17 protein-coding genes and 1 pseudogene are annotated in these 14,935 nt (G+C 67.2%); 13 read left to right on the top strand and 5 right to left on the bottom strand.

Going from position 1 to position 14,935, the window contains the following annotated elements; all coding sequences use genetic code 11:
* Both eno and ftsB read left to right on the top strand, forming a co-directional pair.
* A complete protein-coding gene (gene eno, locus HWX55_RS27565; protein ID WP_175978005.1) occupies positions 1-1,284 on the top strand; it encodes a phosphopyruvate hydratase in 1,284 nt (427 codons plus the stop codon).
* 81 nt (positions 1,285-1,365) lie between these two features.
* Positions 1,366-1,791: a cell division protein FtsB gene (ftsB, locus tag HWX55_RS27560; protein WP_011549473.1), complete on the top strand. Its 426-nt coding sequence runs from the start codon at positions 1,366-1,368 to the stop codon at positions 1,789-1,791.
* A gap of 89 nt (positions 1,792-1,880) precedes the next feature.
* Here the strand turns inward: ftsB and HWX55_RS27555 are convergent, their stop codons facing one another.
* The 3 genes from HWX55_RS27555 to HWX55_RS27545 form a co-directional block, all read right to left on the bottom strand.
* The gene (locus HWX55_RS27555) at positions 1,881-2,243 is read right to left on the bottom strand and encodes a hypothetical protein (RefSeq protein ID WP_089488589.1); all 363 of its coding nucleotides are present in this window, start codon (positions 2,241-2,243) and stop codon (positions 1,881-1,883) included.
* A 148-nt stretch (positions 2,244-2,391) separates the two neighbouring features.
* Entirely contained in the window at positions 2,392-3,342 is a 951-nt protein-coding gene (gene hslO / locus HWX55_RS27550) for an Hsp33 family molecular chaperone HslO (protein WP_050012991.1), read from the bottom strand.
* 25 nt (positions 3,343-3,367) lie between these two features.
* Positions 3,368-3,892, bottom strand: a complete 525-nt coding sequence (locus HWX55_RS27545) for a gamma carbonic anhydrase family protein (RefSeq protein ID WP_175978004.1) — start codon at positions 3,890-3,892, stop codon at positions 3,368-3,370.
* Positions 3,893-4,035: 143 nt separating this feature from the next.
* Here HWX55_RS27545 and HWX55_RS27540 point away from each other — a divergent pair, with 143 nt between their 5' ends.
* The 11 genes from HWX55_RS27540 (at position 4,036) to HWX55_RS27490 (ending at position 13,388) form a co-directional block, all read left to right on the top strand.
* Positions 4,036-4,896 (top strand): ferritin-like domain-containing protein, encoded by an 861-nt coding sequence (locus HWX55_RS27540; RefSeq protein ID WP_175978003.1) that lies wholly within the window; start codon positions 4,036-4,038, stop codon positions 4,894-4,896.
* A gap of 174 nt (positions 4,897-5,070) precedes the next feature.
* On the top strand, positions 5,071-5,961 hold the full coding sequence (locus HWX55_RS27535) for an alpha/beta fold hydrolase (RefSeq protein ID WP_175978002.1): 891 nt from the start codon (positions 5,071-5,073) through the stop codon (positions 5,959-5,961).
* A gap of 82 nt (positions 5,962-6,043) precedes the next feature.
* Positions 6,044-6,874 (top strand): 3',5'-nucleoside bisphosphate phosphatase, encoded by an 831-nt coding sequence (locus tag HWX55_RS27530; protein ID WP_034178618.1) that lies wholly within the window; start codon positions 6,044-6,046, stop codon positions 6,872-6,874.
* Positions 6,875-6,946: 72 nt separating this feature from the next.
* Positions 6,947-7,579: an L-threonylcarbamoyladenylate synthase gene (locus HWX55_RS27525; protein WP_050012987.1), complete on the top strand. Its 633-nt coding sequence runs from the start codon at positions 6,947-6,949 to the stop codon at positions 7,577-7,579.
* A gap of 47 nt (positions 7,580-7,626) precedes the next feature.
* Positions 7,627-8,289, top strand: coding sequence for a site-2 protease family protein (locus HWX55_RS27520; protein WP_175978001.1), 663 nt, complete (start codon positions 7,627-7,629; stop codon positions 8,287-8,289).
* Positions 8,290-8,297: 8 nt separating this feature from the next.
* Positions 8,298-9,500 carry a tryptophan--tRNA ligase gene (locus HWX55_RS27515; RefSeq protein WP_089484235.1) on the top strand — a complete coding sequence of 401 codons (1,203 nt, stop codon included), beginning with the start codon at positions 8,298-8,300 and terminating at the stop codon, positions 9,498-9,500.
* Positions 9,501-9,508: 8 nt separating this feature from the next.
* A complete protein-coding gene (locus HWX55_RS27510) occupies positions 9,509-10,111 on the top strand; it encodes a class I SAM-dependent methyltransferase (RefSeq protein WP_175978000.1) in 603 nt (200 codons plus the stop codon).
* Between the two features lie 46 nt (positions 10,112-10,157).
* Positions 10,158-11,063 (top strand): 4-hydroxy-tetrahydrodipicolinate synthase, encoded by a 906-nt coding sequence (gene dapA / locus HWX55_RS27505; RefSeq protein WP_175977999.1) that lies wholly within the window; start codon positions 10,158-10,160, stop codon positions 11,061-11,063.
* 111 nt (positions 11,064-11,174) lie between these two features.
* The gene (gene bamC, locus HWX55_RS27500; RefSeq protein ID WP_050012983.1) at positions 11,175-12,320 is read left to right on the top strand and encodes an outer membrane protein assembly factor BamC; all 1,146 of its coding nucleotides are present in this window, start codon (positions 11,175-11,177) and stop codon (positions 12,318-12,320) included.
* A gap of 4 nt (positions 12,321-12,324) precedes the next feature.
* On the top strand, positions 12,325-13,101 hold the full coding sequence (locus tag HWX55_RS27495) for an MBL fold metallo-hydrolase (protein WP_175977998.1): 777 nt from the start codon (positions 12,325-12,327) through the stop codon (positions 13,099-13,101).
* 122 nt (positions 13,102-13,223) lie between these two features.
* Positions 13,224-13,388: a hypothetical protein gene (locus HWX55_RS27490; RefSeq protein ID WP_162838119.1), complete on the top strand. Its 165-nt coding sequence runs from the start codon at positions 13,224-13,226 to the stop codon at positions 13,386-13,388.
* 20 nt (positions 13,389-13,408) lie between these two features.
* On the opposite strand, the pseudogene HWX55_RS36420 reads toward HWX55_RS27490, so the two are convergent.
* Both HWX55_RS36420 and HWX55_RS27485 read right to left on the bottom strand, forming a co-directional pair.
* Positions 13,409-13,655, bottom strand: a pseudogene (locus HWX55_RS36420) (hypothetical protein).
* A gap of 56 nt (positions 13,656-13,711) precedes the next feature.
* The gene (locus HWX55_RS27485; protein ID WP_175977997.1) at positions 13,712-14,932 is read right to left on the bottom strand and encodes a cupin domain-containing protein; all 1,221 of its coding nucleotides are present in this window, start codon (positions 14,930-14,932) and stop codon (positions 13,712-13,714) included.
* Positions 14,933-14,935 lie beyond the last annotated feature (3 nt).

Here is a 14,935-nt window from a genome sequence, read left to right as displayed (position 1 = left end):
ATGAGTGCAATCGTAGATATCATCGGCCGCGAGATTCTGGATTCGCGCGGCAACCCCACCGTCGAATGCGACGTGCTGCTCGAATCGGGCACGATGGGCCGCGCGGCGGTGCCGTCGGGCGCGTCCACCGGCTCGCGTGAAGCGATCGAGCTGCGCGACGGCGAAGCCGGCCGCTACAACGGCAAGGGCGTGCTGAAGGCGGTCGAGCACATCAACACCGAAATCTCCGAAGCCATCATGGGCCTCGACGCGTCGGAACAGGCGTTCCTCGACAAGACGCTGCTCGAGCTGGACGGCACCGACAACAAGTCGCGCCTCGGCGCGAACGCGATGCTGGCCGTGTCGATGGCCGTTGCGAAGGCTGCCGCCGAAGAGGCCGGCCTGCCGCTGTACCGCTACTTCGGCGGGTCGGGCGCGATGCAACTGCCGGTGCCGATGATGAACATCGTCAACGGCGGCGCGCACGCGAACAACAGCCTGGACATCCAGGAATTCATGATCGTCCCGGTCAGCCAGCCGACGTTCCGTGAAGCGCTGCGTTGCGGCGCGGAAGTGTTCCACGCGCTGAAGAAAATCCTGAGCGACCGCGGCATGAGCACGGCGGTCGGCGACGAAGGCGGCTTCGCACCGAACTTCGGCAGCAACGACGAGTGTCTGTCGACGATCCTGCAGGCGATCGAGAAGGCCGGCTACCGTGCGGGCGAAGACGTGCTGCTCGCGCTCGACTGCGCGGCATCCGAGTTTTACCACGACGGCAAGTACCAGCTCGCGGGCGAAGGCCTGCAACTGTCGTCGGCCGAATTCGCCGACTACCTCGCGACGCTCGCCGACAAGTTCCCGATCGTGTCGATCGAGGACGGCATGCACGAAAGCGACTGGGACGGCTGGAAGCTGCTGACCGATCGCCTCGGCAAGAAGGTGCAGCTGGTCGGCGACGACCTGTTCGTCACGAACACGCGCATCCTGAAGGAAGGCATCGAGAAGGGCATCGCGAACTCGATTCTCATCAAGATCAACCAGATTGGTACGCTGACCGAAACGTTCGCGGCGATCGAAATGGCGAAGCGCGCGGGCTACACGGCCGTGATCTCGCACCGCTCGGGCGAAACGGAAGATTCGACGATCGCGGACATCGCGGTCGGCCTGAACGCCGGTCAGATCAAGACGGGTTCGCTGTCGCGCAGCGACCGCATCTCGAAGTACAACCAGCTACTGCGTATCGAGGAAGATCTCGGCGACATCGCGAGCTACCCGGGCAAATCGGCTTTCTATAACCTGCGCTAACGCGCTACTATCGGGTTCGTCATCTCGACGCCGCTCTGTGCCTGTGCGCGGAGCGGCGCTTCTTATATCTGCGTCTCTTACATGCGGCTTGTCACTGTCGTCCTGATTGCCTTGCTGGCGCTCATTCAGTACCCCCTATGGTGGGGACACGGCGGCTGGCTGCGGGTGCATGAATTGCGTCAGCAGCTCGACGACCAGCTGCAGAAGAACGCGGACGAGAAGCTGCGCAACGAGCGCACCGCCGGCGAAGTGCAGGATCTGCAGAGCGGCACCGCGGCGATCGAGGAGCGTGCGCGCTACGAGATGGGCATGGTGAAGGACGGCGAAGTATTCGTGCAGTTCGTGTCGCCGAATGCACCTGCAGGACCGGTGAACACCACGCCGTCGAATACGTCGACGCGCGGCGCCGTGTCCGCGGCGCCGGTGCGGGTCGTGCCGAATCCGCAGTCGATCGCGAAGCCGTCGCGGCATCACGGCGGCGACAAGGGCAAGCCGGCGCATCACTGAGCGCGGTACGTCGAATCCATTGAAAAAGCGCGGGAAATGCCGCGCTTTTTTATTTCCTGCCAGTCGTCAATCGCTCGGGCGACGCCCGTTCACCACCACCAGCCCGGGTAGCCGTAACCGACGCCCGTGCCCCAGCGATTGCCCCATCCGCCGTAGTAGCCGCCGTAGACCGTCACCGGCGGCGGCGAGTAATAGGCCCACGCGCGCGCGGCCGCTTCGGCCGCCATCGCGCTGTTCTGCTCGCGCAGCACCTGCCGGTCGATCTCGTCGTAGCGCTTGCGTTCGGCGCTCGACAGCACGGGCGGCTGGCCGCCCGACGCACCCGGTTCCGGCAGGCGGCTCAGGATCGTGGCAGTCGGCGGTGGCATCGCGCAGCCGGCAAGCGCGAGCGTGCCGGCGGCCATGCTCGTCAGGACGACGGTGCGGACGGTGCAAAAGGGGCGGCGATTCATGTGTTTCTCCTGCGGCGCGCCGACCGCGGAAAGCGGCTGGCGCCGAAGGCCGTGCCTCCGGCGCTCGAACCGCGCGTGCGGCGCTCGTGCGTCATTATGCGCCCGCGCCGTGCCGCTGGTGGGCACGGGCATGCGGCTCACGCGCGACTCAGTGACGCTGGTCGGTCGCGGGTGCGATGCCGGTTTCGACACCGGGCGCCGCGAACAGTTGCGCGACGTCGACCGGATCGAATTCGTAGCGCTGGTTGCAGAACTCGCAGTGGATCTCGACATGACCACGCTCGACGATCACGCTGTCGACTTCCTCGCGACCGAGCATGCGCAGCATCGCACCGACCTTCTCGCGCGAGCACGAACACTGGAAGCGCGTGCCGGCCGGTTCGAAGTGCTGCACGTTTTCCTGCCAGAACAGCCGGCGGAACACCACTTCCGGTTCGACCTCGAGCAGCTCCTTCGCGGACAGCGTGGCGCCGAGCGTGCACACGCGCTCCCACGTGTCGATATCGGTTTCGGCGTTGCGCGGCACGATGCCGCCGTCTCCCGGCAGCTTCTGCAGCAGCATCCCGACCGCGCGGTCGCGATCGGCCGCGAGCCACAACCGGGTGTCGAGCTGCTCGGAATGATGCATGTAGTGCTCGAGCACCTGCGACACCGATTCGAGCGGGCCGTCGACGCCGTTCAGCGGCACGATGCCCTGGTACGGCTGCTGGCCCGGCAGCTTGTCGGCCGGGTCGAGCGTGATCACGCAGCGACCGTGGCCGCTCGCGTTGACGAGCGACGCGAAGCGCGTGTCGTCGCCGATCGTCTGCGCGGCGTCGCCGGCGAACTTCGCGGTGGCCCGCATCGACAGGTCGGACCCGCACTGGACGACCAGCATCTGGACCGGCCCGTCGCCGAAGATCTGCATGATCAGGGTGCCGTGAAATTTCAGGTTCGCGGACAGCAGCGCGCACGCGGCCATCATCTCGCCGAGCACCGTGCGCACGGGGGCAGGGTAGTCGCGGCGGGCGAGTACTTCCTGCCACGTGTTGCGCAGCGAAACGATCTCGCCGCGCACGGGCGCCGCATTGAACATGAATTTCTGTAACTGGTCGCTCACTCTTCTTCCTTGAAATCCGTGCGGATCACCCGATCCGCACGAGTTGCTCCTTGAAATGCGCGCGTCGCTCGACATACGTCTTCGCGTTCGCGCGCAGCCGCGCGACGTCTTCGGCCGACAGCTCGCGCACGACTTTCGCCGGTGCGCCGAGAATCAGCGAGTTGTCCGGGAACGTCTTGCCTTCCGTCACGACCGCGCCGGCACCGACCAGACAGTTGCGGCCGATGACCGCTCCATTCAAGACCACCGCCTGAATCCCGATCAGCGAACCTTCGCCGATCGTGCAGCCGTGCAGCATCGCCTGGTGCCCGATCGTCACGTTGTCGGCGACCGTCAGCGGAAAGCCCGGGTCGGTATGCAGGACCGCGCCTTCCTGGACGTTGCTGCCGGCGCCAACCGTAATCGTCTCGTTGTCGCCGCGAATCGTCGCGCCGAACCACACGCTCGCGTTTTCCTCGAGCACGACCTTGCCGATGATGGCTGCCGTATCGGCGACGAATACGCTTTCGTGGATCGTCGGGGCCGTATCGCCCAGCTTGTAGATCGTCACGGGGTCTCCTTGTCTCTTCGATGATGGGCGCCGGTAGAATGGCGCGTCCGGTTTGCCCGGCGCCTGGCGCCGCGGAACAAACGCATATTGTAAACCGTCGCGTGCCTGTGCTCCCGCGACGCGTACGCAAGGTGTCCCCGTTTATGAGCATCGTGTCTTCTTCTTTCGGCCCGGCGCCCGCCTGTGTGCGCAGCGTGGCGCTCGACGCGCTGCGTATTGCCGAGCCGGCGGCCAAGGCCGCGCAGGTGCGCGCGCTGCACGATGCGCTGCGGGCCGGGCAGGCCGCGATCGCGCCGGCGCTTCAATTGCGCGAACCGGCCGGTCTGCCCGGGCGCCCGGCGCGGCCGCCGCTCGTCGAGCCGCGCGAACTGCAGCGGCGCAGCATGCGGTCGCCGGAAGGGCGTGCCGTGCTGCTGCACGCGCTTGCCCATATCGAATTCAATGCGATCAACCTGGCGCTCGACGCAGTCTGGCGCTTCGCGGGCCTGCCGGACGCGTTCTACGCGGACTGGCTGAAGGTCGCGGCCGAGGAGGCGTATCACTTCACGCTGCTGTCCGACCGGCTCGCCGACGGATTCGGGCATGCGTACGGCGATTTTCCCGCGCACAACGGGTTGTGGGAGATGTGCGAGCGGACCAGGGACGACGTGCTCGCGCGCATGGCGCTCGTGCCGCGGACGCTCGAGGCGCGCGGGCTCGACGCGTCGCCGCCGATCCGCGCGCGGCTCGTGCAGGCGGGCGACGATGCGTCGGCCGCGATCCTCGACGTGATCCTGCGCGACGAAATCGGCCATGTCGCGATCGGCAACCGCTGGTTCCGTCATCTGTGCGACGCGGCCGGGCGCGATCCCGTGCCGACCTATCGGCAGCTCGCCGAGCAGTACCACGCGCCGCGACTGCGCGGCCCGTTCAATTTCGATGCGCGGCGCGATGCCGGCTTCGATCAGGCCGAACTCGACGAACTGGCTGCGCAGGACGCGGCGGACGGGCGTCCCGCGCATTAGCCGGATCGCGGTCGGTCGCGTCCGGACGGCCGCCGGCAGGCTCGCGCACCGGATCGATGCCATCTGCCGGCCGGCGCCGGAACGACCTCGCCGCTAGAGCGGTACCTCGATCGCGGGCCGCCGGAGCCGGGGCGCCGCTATAATCGAACGACCATTCTTTTTTGAGCGGCTGCAATGACTGCCTCGAGTTCTGTTTCCGATTTCGTCACGGTGCGCGGCGTCCAGCTGCATGTGCGGCGCTGGGGCCGGCCCGATGCGCCGACGCTGTTCATGCTGCACGGCTGGATGGACGTCGCGGCGTCGTTCCAGTTCGTCGTCGATGCGCTCGCGGGCGACTGGCAGGTGATCGCGCCCGATGCGCGCGGCTTCGGGCTGTCCGACTGGCCGGTCGCGCGGCAGGGCGGCGGCCACTACTGGTTCCACGAATACCTGGCCGATCTCGATGCGCTCGTCGACCGCTATGCGCCGACCGGCGAGGTGAATCTGGTCGGACACAGCATGGGCGCGAACGTCGTGTGCCTGTATGCCGGCGCGCGGCCGGAGCGCGTGCGGCGGGTGGTCGATCTCGAAGGGTTCGGGCTCGCGCCGGCCCGCGCCGAACAGGCGCCGCGCCGGCTGCGCGGCTGGCTCGACGAGTTGCGCCAGCCGCCCGCGCTGCGGCCGTACGCATCCCTCGACGACGTGGCGGCGCGCCTGATCAAGACCAATCCGCGGCTCGACCCGCGCCGCGCCGCGTTTCTCGCCGCGCACTGGTCGAAACGCGGCGACGACGGCCTCTACCACCTGCTGGCCGACCCGGCGCACAAGATGCCCGGTCCGCTGCTATACCGGCTCGACGAAGTGATGGCGACCTGGAAGCAGGTGCGCGCGAAGGTGCTGCACGTCGAGGCCGTCAATTCGCCGACGCTCGCTTACATCGCCGGCGACATCCCGCTGCCCGAATTCAAGGCGCGTTTCAACGCGTTCCCCGACTGGCGCGAGAAGCTCATCGAGGATGCCGGCCACATGGTGCATCACGACCAGCCCGAGCAGATCGCGGCGCTGATCGAGGCGTTCTGCGCATAGGCGCGTGGCGCCGGTGGCACGGCGGCCGGGCGGCGCAATTGCGGCGTTGCAGTAGAATGAGGCCTTACCTGCGATGCCGATAATGAACGCCGATCTCCACTGCCATTCCAATGTTTCCGACGGGTTGCTGTCGCCTGCCGACGTCGCGCGCCGCGCGCATGCGGGCGGCGTGACCCTGTGGGCACTGACCGATCACGACGAGATCGGCGGCCAGGCGGCGGCGCGCAGCGAGGCGGAAGCGCTCGGCATGCGCTACCTGAGCGGCGTCGAGATTTCGGTCACGTGGGCATCGCGCACCGTGCACATCGTCGGTCTGCACATCGATCCCGCCCATCCGGCGCTGGTCGACGGCCTGTACCGCACGCGCCACGGCCGCGCGGCGCGCGCGCTGGCGATCGCCGAGCAGCTCGCGACGCTCGGCATTCCCGGCGCGTACGAAGGCGCGCTGAAATACGTGTCGAACCCGGACCTGATCTCGCGCACGCACTTCGCGCGCTTTCTCGTCGAAAACGGCCACGCCGAATCGACGTCGGACGTGTTCGATCGCCTGCTCGGCGACGGCAAGCCCGGCTTCGTCCCGCATCGCTGGGCGTCGCTGTCCGACGCGGTCGGCTGGATCCGCGCGGCGGGCGGCGAAGCGGTGGTCGCGCATCCGGGCCGCTATCGCTATACGCCGGTCGAATTCGACGCGTTCTTCGGCGAGTTCATCGATCTCGGCGGCCGCGCGATCGAGGTCATCACGGGCAGCCACACGCCCGACCAGTACCGCGAATATGCGGACGTTGCACGCCGCTTCGGCTTCGAAGTGTCGCGCGGCTCGGATTTCCATGCGCCGGGCGAGGGCCGCATCGAGCTCGGCAGCCTGCCGCCGTTGCCGCCCGACCTGACACCGGTCTGGGAGCGCTGGCTCTGACGCCGGGCGGCTTCGGGCCGCCCGCGTTGCCGCCGATGCGCGCATCCGACTTCTCCCTCTTTACGTGTCCCCATGTCCCAGTTCTTCAGGATTCATCCGGATAATCCGCAGCCGCGCCTGATCAAGCAGGCGGTGGAGATCGTCAACAAGGGCGGCGTGATCGCGATGCCGACCGATTCGAGCTATGCGCTCGCGTGCCATCTCGACGACAAGGATGCGGTCGAGCGCGTGCGCCGGATTCGCGGCCTCGACGAGAAGCAGCATCTGTCGCTGCTCGTGCGCGACCTGTCGGAGCTCGCCAACTTCGCGATGGTCGACAACCGCCAGTACCGGCAGATCAAGTCGGTGACGCCGGGCCCGTACGTGTTCATCCTGCAGGCGACGAAGGAAGTGCCGCGCCGGCTGTCGCACCCGTCGCGCAAGACGATCGGGCTGCGCGTGCCCGATCATGCGATCACGCTCGCGCTGCTGGAGTCGCTCGGCCAGCCGCTGCTCGGCACGACGCTGATCCTGCCGCCGGACGACGAACCGCTGAACGATCCGGAGGAAATCCGCACGCGCCTCGAGAAACAGGTCGACCTCGTGATCGACGGCGGCGCGTGCCCGCGCGAACCGTCGACGGTGATCGACCTGACCGGCGACGCGCCCGAACTCATCCGCGCGGGGCGCGGCGCGCTCGAACCGTTCGGCCTCTCGGCCGCATGAGCGCGCCGTTCATTTTTGCGCGAGTGCGCTTGTTACAATAACGCGATATGGATGCTTCCCTGATACAGACCATCGCCGTCTATGCGCTGCCCGTGATCTTCGCGATCACGCTGCACGAGGCCGCGCATGGCTACGCCGCACGCCTGCTCGGCGACAACACCGCGTACGCGATGGGGCGCGTGTCGTTCAATCCGATGCGCCACATCGACCCGCTCGGCACGATTGCCATTCCGCTGGCGATGTACTTCCTGACCGGCGGCGCGTTCCTGTTCGGCTATGCGAAGCCGGTGCCGGTATCGTTCGGCAACCTGCGCAATCCGCGCTGGGGCAGCCTATGGGTCGCGCTCGCGGGCCCGGCCTGCAACTTCGTGCAGGCGCTCGTCTGGGGCCTGCTGACCCTCGTGCTGCCGGCCGTCGGCGTCGACGAGCCGTTCTTCACGCGGATGGCGTTCGCCGGCGTCAGCGCGAACCTCGTGCTCGGCGTGCTCAACCTGTTTCCGTTGCCGCCGCTCGACGGCGGCCGCATCCTGGCGGCGCTGTTGCCGACCAGGCAATCGATCGCGCTGTCGCGCATCGAGCCGTACGGTTTCATCATCGTCCTCGTGCTCGTCACGACGGGCGTGCTGACGAACTTCTGGCTGCGTCCGCTCGTCAATGTCGGCTACGCCGTCCTGAGCGCCGTCCTGTCTCCCTTCGCCTCGCTTTTCTAACGACAATCATGTTCCCAGAACGTATTTTCTCCGGCATGCGACCCACCGGGTCGCTGCACCTCGGCCATTACCACGGCGTGCTGAAAAACTGGGTGAAGCTGCAGTCCGAGTACCCGTGCTTCTTCTGCGTCGTCGACTGGCATGCGCTGACGACGCACTACGAGACGCCCGAGGTCATCGAGAAGAACGTGTGGGACGTGCTGATCGACTGGCTCGCGTCCGGCATCGATCCCGCGCAGGCGACGCTGTTCATCCAGAGCAAGGTGCCCGAGCATGCGGAACTCGCGCTGCTGCTCGGCATGAGCACGCCGCTCGGCTGGCTCGAACGCGTGCCGACCTACAAGGAGCAGATGGAGAAGCTGAAGGACAAGGATCTGTCCACCTACGGCTTCCTCGGCTACCCGGTGCTGATGGCGGCCGACATCCTGCTGTATCGCGGCTCCCTCGTGCCGGTCGGCGAGGACCAGGTGCCGCACGTCGAGATGACGCGCGAGATCGCGCGCCGCTTCAACTACCTGTACGGCCGCGAGCCCGGTTTCGAGGAGAAGGCGCTCGACGCCGCGAAGAAGCTCGGCGGCAAGCGCGCGAAGCTCTACCACGAGTTGCGCAACGCGTATCAGCAGGAAGGCGACGACGAGGCGCTCGAACAGGCGCGCGCGATGCTGCAGGAATCGCAAAGCCTGTCGATGAGCGACCGCGAGCGTCTGTTCGGCTATCTCGAAGGCGCGCGCAAGATCATCCTGGTCGAGCCGCAGGCGCTGCTGACCGAAGCGTCGCGGATGCCGGGCCTCGACGGGCAGAAGATGTCCAAGTCGTACGGCAACACGATCGGCCTGCGCGAAGACGCCGACACGATCACGAAGAAGGTCCGCACGATGCCGACCGATCCCGCCCGCGTGCGCCGCACCGATCCGGGCGATCCCGACAAGTGCCCGGTGTGGCAGCTTCACCAGGTCTACACGGACGAAGCGACGCACGATTGGGTGCAGAAGGGCTGCCGTTCGGCGGGTATCGGTTGCCTCGACTGCAAGCAGCCGGTCGTCGAAGGCATCCTGCGCGAACAGCAGCCGATGCTCGAGCGCGCGCAGAAGTACATGGACGATCCGTCGCTGCTGCGCGCGATCGTCGCGGACGGTTGCGACAAGGCGCGCAAGTACGCGACGGAAACGATGCGCGACGTGCGCGACGCGATGGGCCTGTCGTACAACTGATCCGGCGCATGAGCGAATCCGTCATCGCCGCCGCGGGCGGCCACGTCGGCCAGGCCGAGCCGTCGCGCTGGGTCGCGCAATGGGCGCGGCTCGTGCCGGCCGGCGGCGCGGTGCTCGACGTCGCCGCGGGCGGTGGCCGCCATGCGCGCGGGTTCGCGTCGCGCGGGCATCCGGTCGTCGCGCTCGACCGCGATCCGGCCGCGCTGGCCGCGTTGCGCGCGATTCCGGGTGTCGATGCCCGAGAGGCCGATCTCGAGGGCGCGCCATGGCCGCTGCCGGCCGGCGAGCAGTACGCGGCCGTGATCGTCACGAACTATCTGCATCGTCCGCTCTGGCCCCATCTGCTCGACGCGGTGGCGCCGGGCGGCGTGCTGATCTACGAAACCTTCGCGCAAGGAAACGAAACGGTCGGAAAACCGTCCAACCCCGCGTTCCTGCTCGCCCCGGGCGAGTTGCTGGACGCCGTGCAGGGCCGCCTGCGGGTGGTCGCGTACGAGGACGGTTTCATCGCCGCGCCGCGCGAGGCATTCGTCCAGCGTCTTAGCGCAGTGCGCGAGGGCGCGACCCCGAAGGCGGGGGCGGGAATTCCACGTTACGAACTGCCCGGCTAATCCGCTACAATCTCAATGTTTACCGGTACATAATCAATCGCGTTTCATGGCTAACGGCACCCAAGACGGCATTCAAATCCGCGGCAGCATCCCCGCGATCGTCACCCCGATGCTCGAAGACGGCAGTCTCGACCTGCCGGCGTTTCGCAAACTGGTCGACTGGCACATCGCGGAAGGCACCGATGCGCTCGTCGTCGTCGGTACGAGCGGCGAGTCGGCAACGCTCAGCGTCGAAGAGCACATCCTGATGATCCGCACGGCGGTCGAGCATGCGGCGAAACGCATCCCGATCATCGCGGGCGCGGGCGGCAATTCGACCGCCGAGGCGATCGAGCTGACGAAGCACGCGAAGGCCGTCGGCGCGGACGCGACGCTGCAGGTCGTGCCGTACTACAACAAGCCGACGCAGGAAGGCATGTACCGCCACTTCCGGACGATCGCCGAAGCGGTCGATCTGCCGGTGATCCTGTACAACGTGCCGGGCCGCACGGTCGCGGACATGACGCACGAGACGACGCTGCGCCTCGCGCAGGTGCCGGGCATCATCGGCGTGAAGGAAGCGACCGGCAACATCGATCGCGCCGCGCACCTGATCAAGGCCGCGCCGAAGCATTTCGCGATCTACAGCGGCGACGATCCGACCGCGATCGCGCTGATGCTGCTCGGCGGCCACGGCAACATCTCGGTGACCGCGAACGTCGCGCCGCGCGCGATGAGCGAGCTGTGCCGCGCGGCGCTGGCCGGCGACGTCGCAACGGCGCGCGAACTGCACATGAAGCTGCTGTCGCTGCACAAGAATCTGTTCATCGAAGCGAACCCGATCCCGGTGAAGTGGGCGCTGCAGGCGATGGGCAAGATGCAGGGCGGCATCCGGCTGCCGCTCACGGCGCTCGACGAGCGCTGCCACGATGCCGTGCGTTCGGCCCTCGTCGAGGCCGGCGTTCTCGCCTGATGCCGACGCGGCCGCGTCCTGCGGCCGCCGGCTCGACCCCTGATCAACCCGCACCGGCCGGCTCCGTCCGGCGCCGCTCCTGACGAGCGTTCTAGCAAGACGAAGGATTTCATGAAACGTTTCGCCATTTCCTCTCGCGCCATCCAGTTGTCGGTGGTGGCGCTGGCGCTGGGCGCGCTCGCTGGCTGCGATACGCTGAACGACTACCTGGCCCCCGACCGGGTCAACTACAAGAACACCGGCTCGGCGCCGCCGCTCGCGGTGCCGAGCGACCTGAAGCCGGTGCAGACGACGCAGCAGTTCGTCGCGCCGCCGACCAACGCAGGGCTCGGCACGCTGCCGCCGCGGGCCACGACGCAAGCGGGCAACGCGACCGACGGCATCCCGAGCGCGCAGGATCCGCTTGGCATGCACATCGAGCGCGACGGCGATCGCCGCTGGCTCGTCGTCGACGGCCGCACGCCCGAGCAGCTGTGGCCGATCCTGAAGGAGTTCTGGCAGGAGAACGGCTTCTCGCTGAAGACCGATGCGCCGTCGACGGGCATCATGGCTACCGACTGGGCCGAGAACCGCGCGAACATTCCGGACGACTGGTTCCGCCGCACGATCGGCCGGGTCATCGATTTCGCGTACTCGTCGGGCACGCGCGACCGCTTCCGCACGCTCGTGAACCGCACGTCCGACGGCAACACCGACATCTCGATCACGCATAGCGCGATGGAAGAAATGATGGTCGGCCCGCAGGGCGGCACGTCGTCGCGCTGGGAGGAGCGTCCGCGCAACCCGGTGCTCGAAGCCGTGTTCCTGTCGAAGCTGATGCAGAAGTTCGGCCTGACCGACGCGCAGGCGAAGCAGTTGCTGACCGATGCGCGCCCGGCGACGGCGCCGGCGCAGGTCAGCGACACGAGCGGCGGCGCGGCGACGCTGCAACTGGCCGAGTCGTTCGATCGCGCGTGGCTGCGCGTGGGCCTGGCGCTCGACCGGACCAACTTCACGGTCGACAATCGCGACCGCGAGAAGGGCGTCTACACCGTGCGCTATGCAAATTCGATGGAAGAGCTCAAGCGTGACGGCCTGTTCGGCAAGCTGTTCTACGGCGGCCCGTCGGCAGCCAAGCCCGGCAAGGAATACCTGATCAACGTGCGCGCGGCAGGCGCCAGCGGCACGCAGGTGGCGGTGATCGGCGCGAACGGCCAGGTCGACAACTCGTCGGACGCGCAGCGGATCATTTCGCTGCTGCACGCGCAGCTGAACTGAGCGCGTGCGATTCGCCAGCCTCGGAAGCGGCAGCGAAGGCAATGCGCTGGTCGTCGAGGCCTCGAGCGGCACGACGACCACCCGCGTGCTGCTCGACTGCGGCTTTTCCGCCAAGGAGGTCGAGCGCCGGCTCGGCCGACTGAATCTCTGCATCGCCGATCTCGATGCGATCCTCATTACCCACGAACACAGCGACCACGTCGGCAGCGCGCTGACGCTCGCGCGCCGCGCGTCGCTGCCGCTCTACATGAGCTGGGGCACCGCGCGCGCGGTCGGTGCGGACGAGGCCGATGTCGATCTCCACGTGCTGTGGGGCGACGAGACGGCCGCGATACGCGATCTGGCCGTGATGCCCTATACGGTCCCGCACGATGCGCGGGAACCGCTCCAGTTCGTGTTCATGGACGGAAACCGCCGGCTCGGCGTGCTGACGGACGTCGGGAGGGCTACGCCGCACATCACGGCCGTCCTGAGCGGCTGTGACGCGCTGGTGCTCGAATCCAACCACGATACCGCGATGCTGGCCGCGAGCCGCTATCCGCAGTCGCTGAAGGCGCGGATCGGCGGCAACCACGGCCACCTGAGCAACGACGCGGCGGCCGACATCCTCGCGTCGCTCGAGCGCAGCCGTCTCCAGCATCTGGTCGCGGCCCATCTGAGCCAGCAGAACAACCTGCCGGAACTGGCCCGCCAGGCGTTTGGCGGCGTACTCGGGACGGACGGGGAGGACGTGGTCGTGGCCTCGCAGGACGCGGGCTTCGACTGGCTGATGCTCGGATGAGCGGGGCAGGGCCGCTGCGGCGGCCCGAAGCGGCTGCCGGGCGCTCGATTCGAAAGCGGCAGACGTAAAAAAACCGGCCCTCGGGCCGGTTTTTTTTCAGCTGATGCTGAAGGCTTACTGGCTTGCGCCCGAAGCCGGAGCAGCCGTCGCTGCCGAAGCAGCCGACGCCACTGCAGCAGCAGCGTCGCTCGCAGCAGCCGAAGCCGACGAAGCAGCAGCCGAAGCGTCGCTCGCAGCACCAGCAACTGCCGAAGCAGCCGACGAAGCAGCAGCCGATGCGTCGCTAGCAGCCGACGATGCAGCTTGATCAGCGCTCTTGTTGCAAGCAGCCAGTGCAACAGCAGCCAACAGGGAAGCTACGAGGAGGGATTTCTTCATGATCACGTCCTTTTATGGTTAAAGGTAAGCAACAGCGCGAAACAATACCGGTAATGTGCTCCAACACCGACCTGGGCCGCTGGTGGAGATGCACTTCTTAGAGCGTGAATCTTCCCTACGGCTTGGGCGGAAATTATATGCACTTTCCTATCGACCGTCGACAAATGCGGGGTCAATACGTTGTCTTTCCCATACAGAATTTGATCTGCATGGGCATACGGGGCGACTCACACTAATTCCGGCTTCCGACCCGTATCCAGCCCGCACGATACCACTCGTGCAACAAGGCTGTCATCGAGGGACCCCGGGATAGTGTTACAAACCGTTTCGCCTCCATCTGGCGTTGATTGGCCAGTTCGGGCAGCCATTCCTCGGCTTGCTCGAGCGGACCTTCCTCGCCATTAATGAAGTACGAGCGCGCGTTATACATCAATGCGGCCCTTCTGTCGAGACGCACGCCACGGCGTGATGCCTGCGTAACGAACGCGGCCTCGGACAGCGGACGCTCGGGCGGGTCGAAAACGACGTTCGATTTGGGCTCGCTCAGGTAGCAGCCGAGGAATTCGGCGACGTCGCGCTTGCGCCAGCGGATCGCGTCGACGATCTCGGCCACACGGTCGACCATCGCCGGCGGCAGTTGCGCGGGCGCATCGACGGCCGGCTGCTTCGGATCGCGGTAGAGGTCGTCGCCGCCCGCGTCGCGCAGGCCGCCGCGCTCCGCGAGGTAATACAGGAACTGCGCGCCCAGCTCGCCGGCGGACGGGGCCCGAAAACCGATCGAGCAGGTCATGCACTCGCCTTCGGCGACGCCGTCGTGCGCGATGTGCGGCGGCAGGTACAGCATGTCGCCGGGCTCGAGCACCCATTCGTCGCTCGGCTCGAAGTTCTCGAGGATCTTCAGCGGCACGTCCGGCTGCAGCGACAGGTCCTTCTGCGCGCCGACCCGCCAGCGGCGCCGGCCTTCGACCTGCAGCAGGAAGACGTCGTACGAATCGAAGTGCGGGCCGACACCGCCGCCGTCCGTCGCATACGAGATCATCAGGTCGTCCAGCCGCGCGTCGGGGATGAAGCGGAAGCGGTCAAGCAGAGCACGGGCCGCGTCGACGTGCAGGTCGAGCCCCTGCACGAGCAAGGTCCAGGATTTGCGCGTGACGGCAGGCAGCGAGTCGGGTTCGAACGGACCGTGCGACAGTTGCCACTTGTTACGAAAATGGGTGATCAATCGCGATTCGGCGTCATAGTCGGCGGCGAGCTCGAACAACGCATCGCGCGTGACCGGCGACGCGACGCCGGGGATCGCCTGGCGGATCAGCAGCGGCTTCTTTTGCCAATAGCCGCGCATGAATTGCGCCGGCGTCAGGCCGCCGAGCAGCGGCGTGGGAAGATCGGAAGGCGGCGCGCCGAGCGCGGCGGCAGCGGCATCCCGCGGTTCGGCTTGAGACCGGTTGCGCATCGT

Origin of the sequence: Burkholderia sp. BCC1047, from assembly GCF_902833155.1 — a bacterium.
Classification (GTDB): Bacteria; Pseudomonadota; Gammaproteobacteria; order Burkholderiales; family Burkholderiaceae; genus Burkholderia; species Burkholderia sola.
This window is presented reverse-complemented; position numbering and strand designations above follow the sequence as displayed.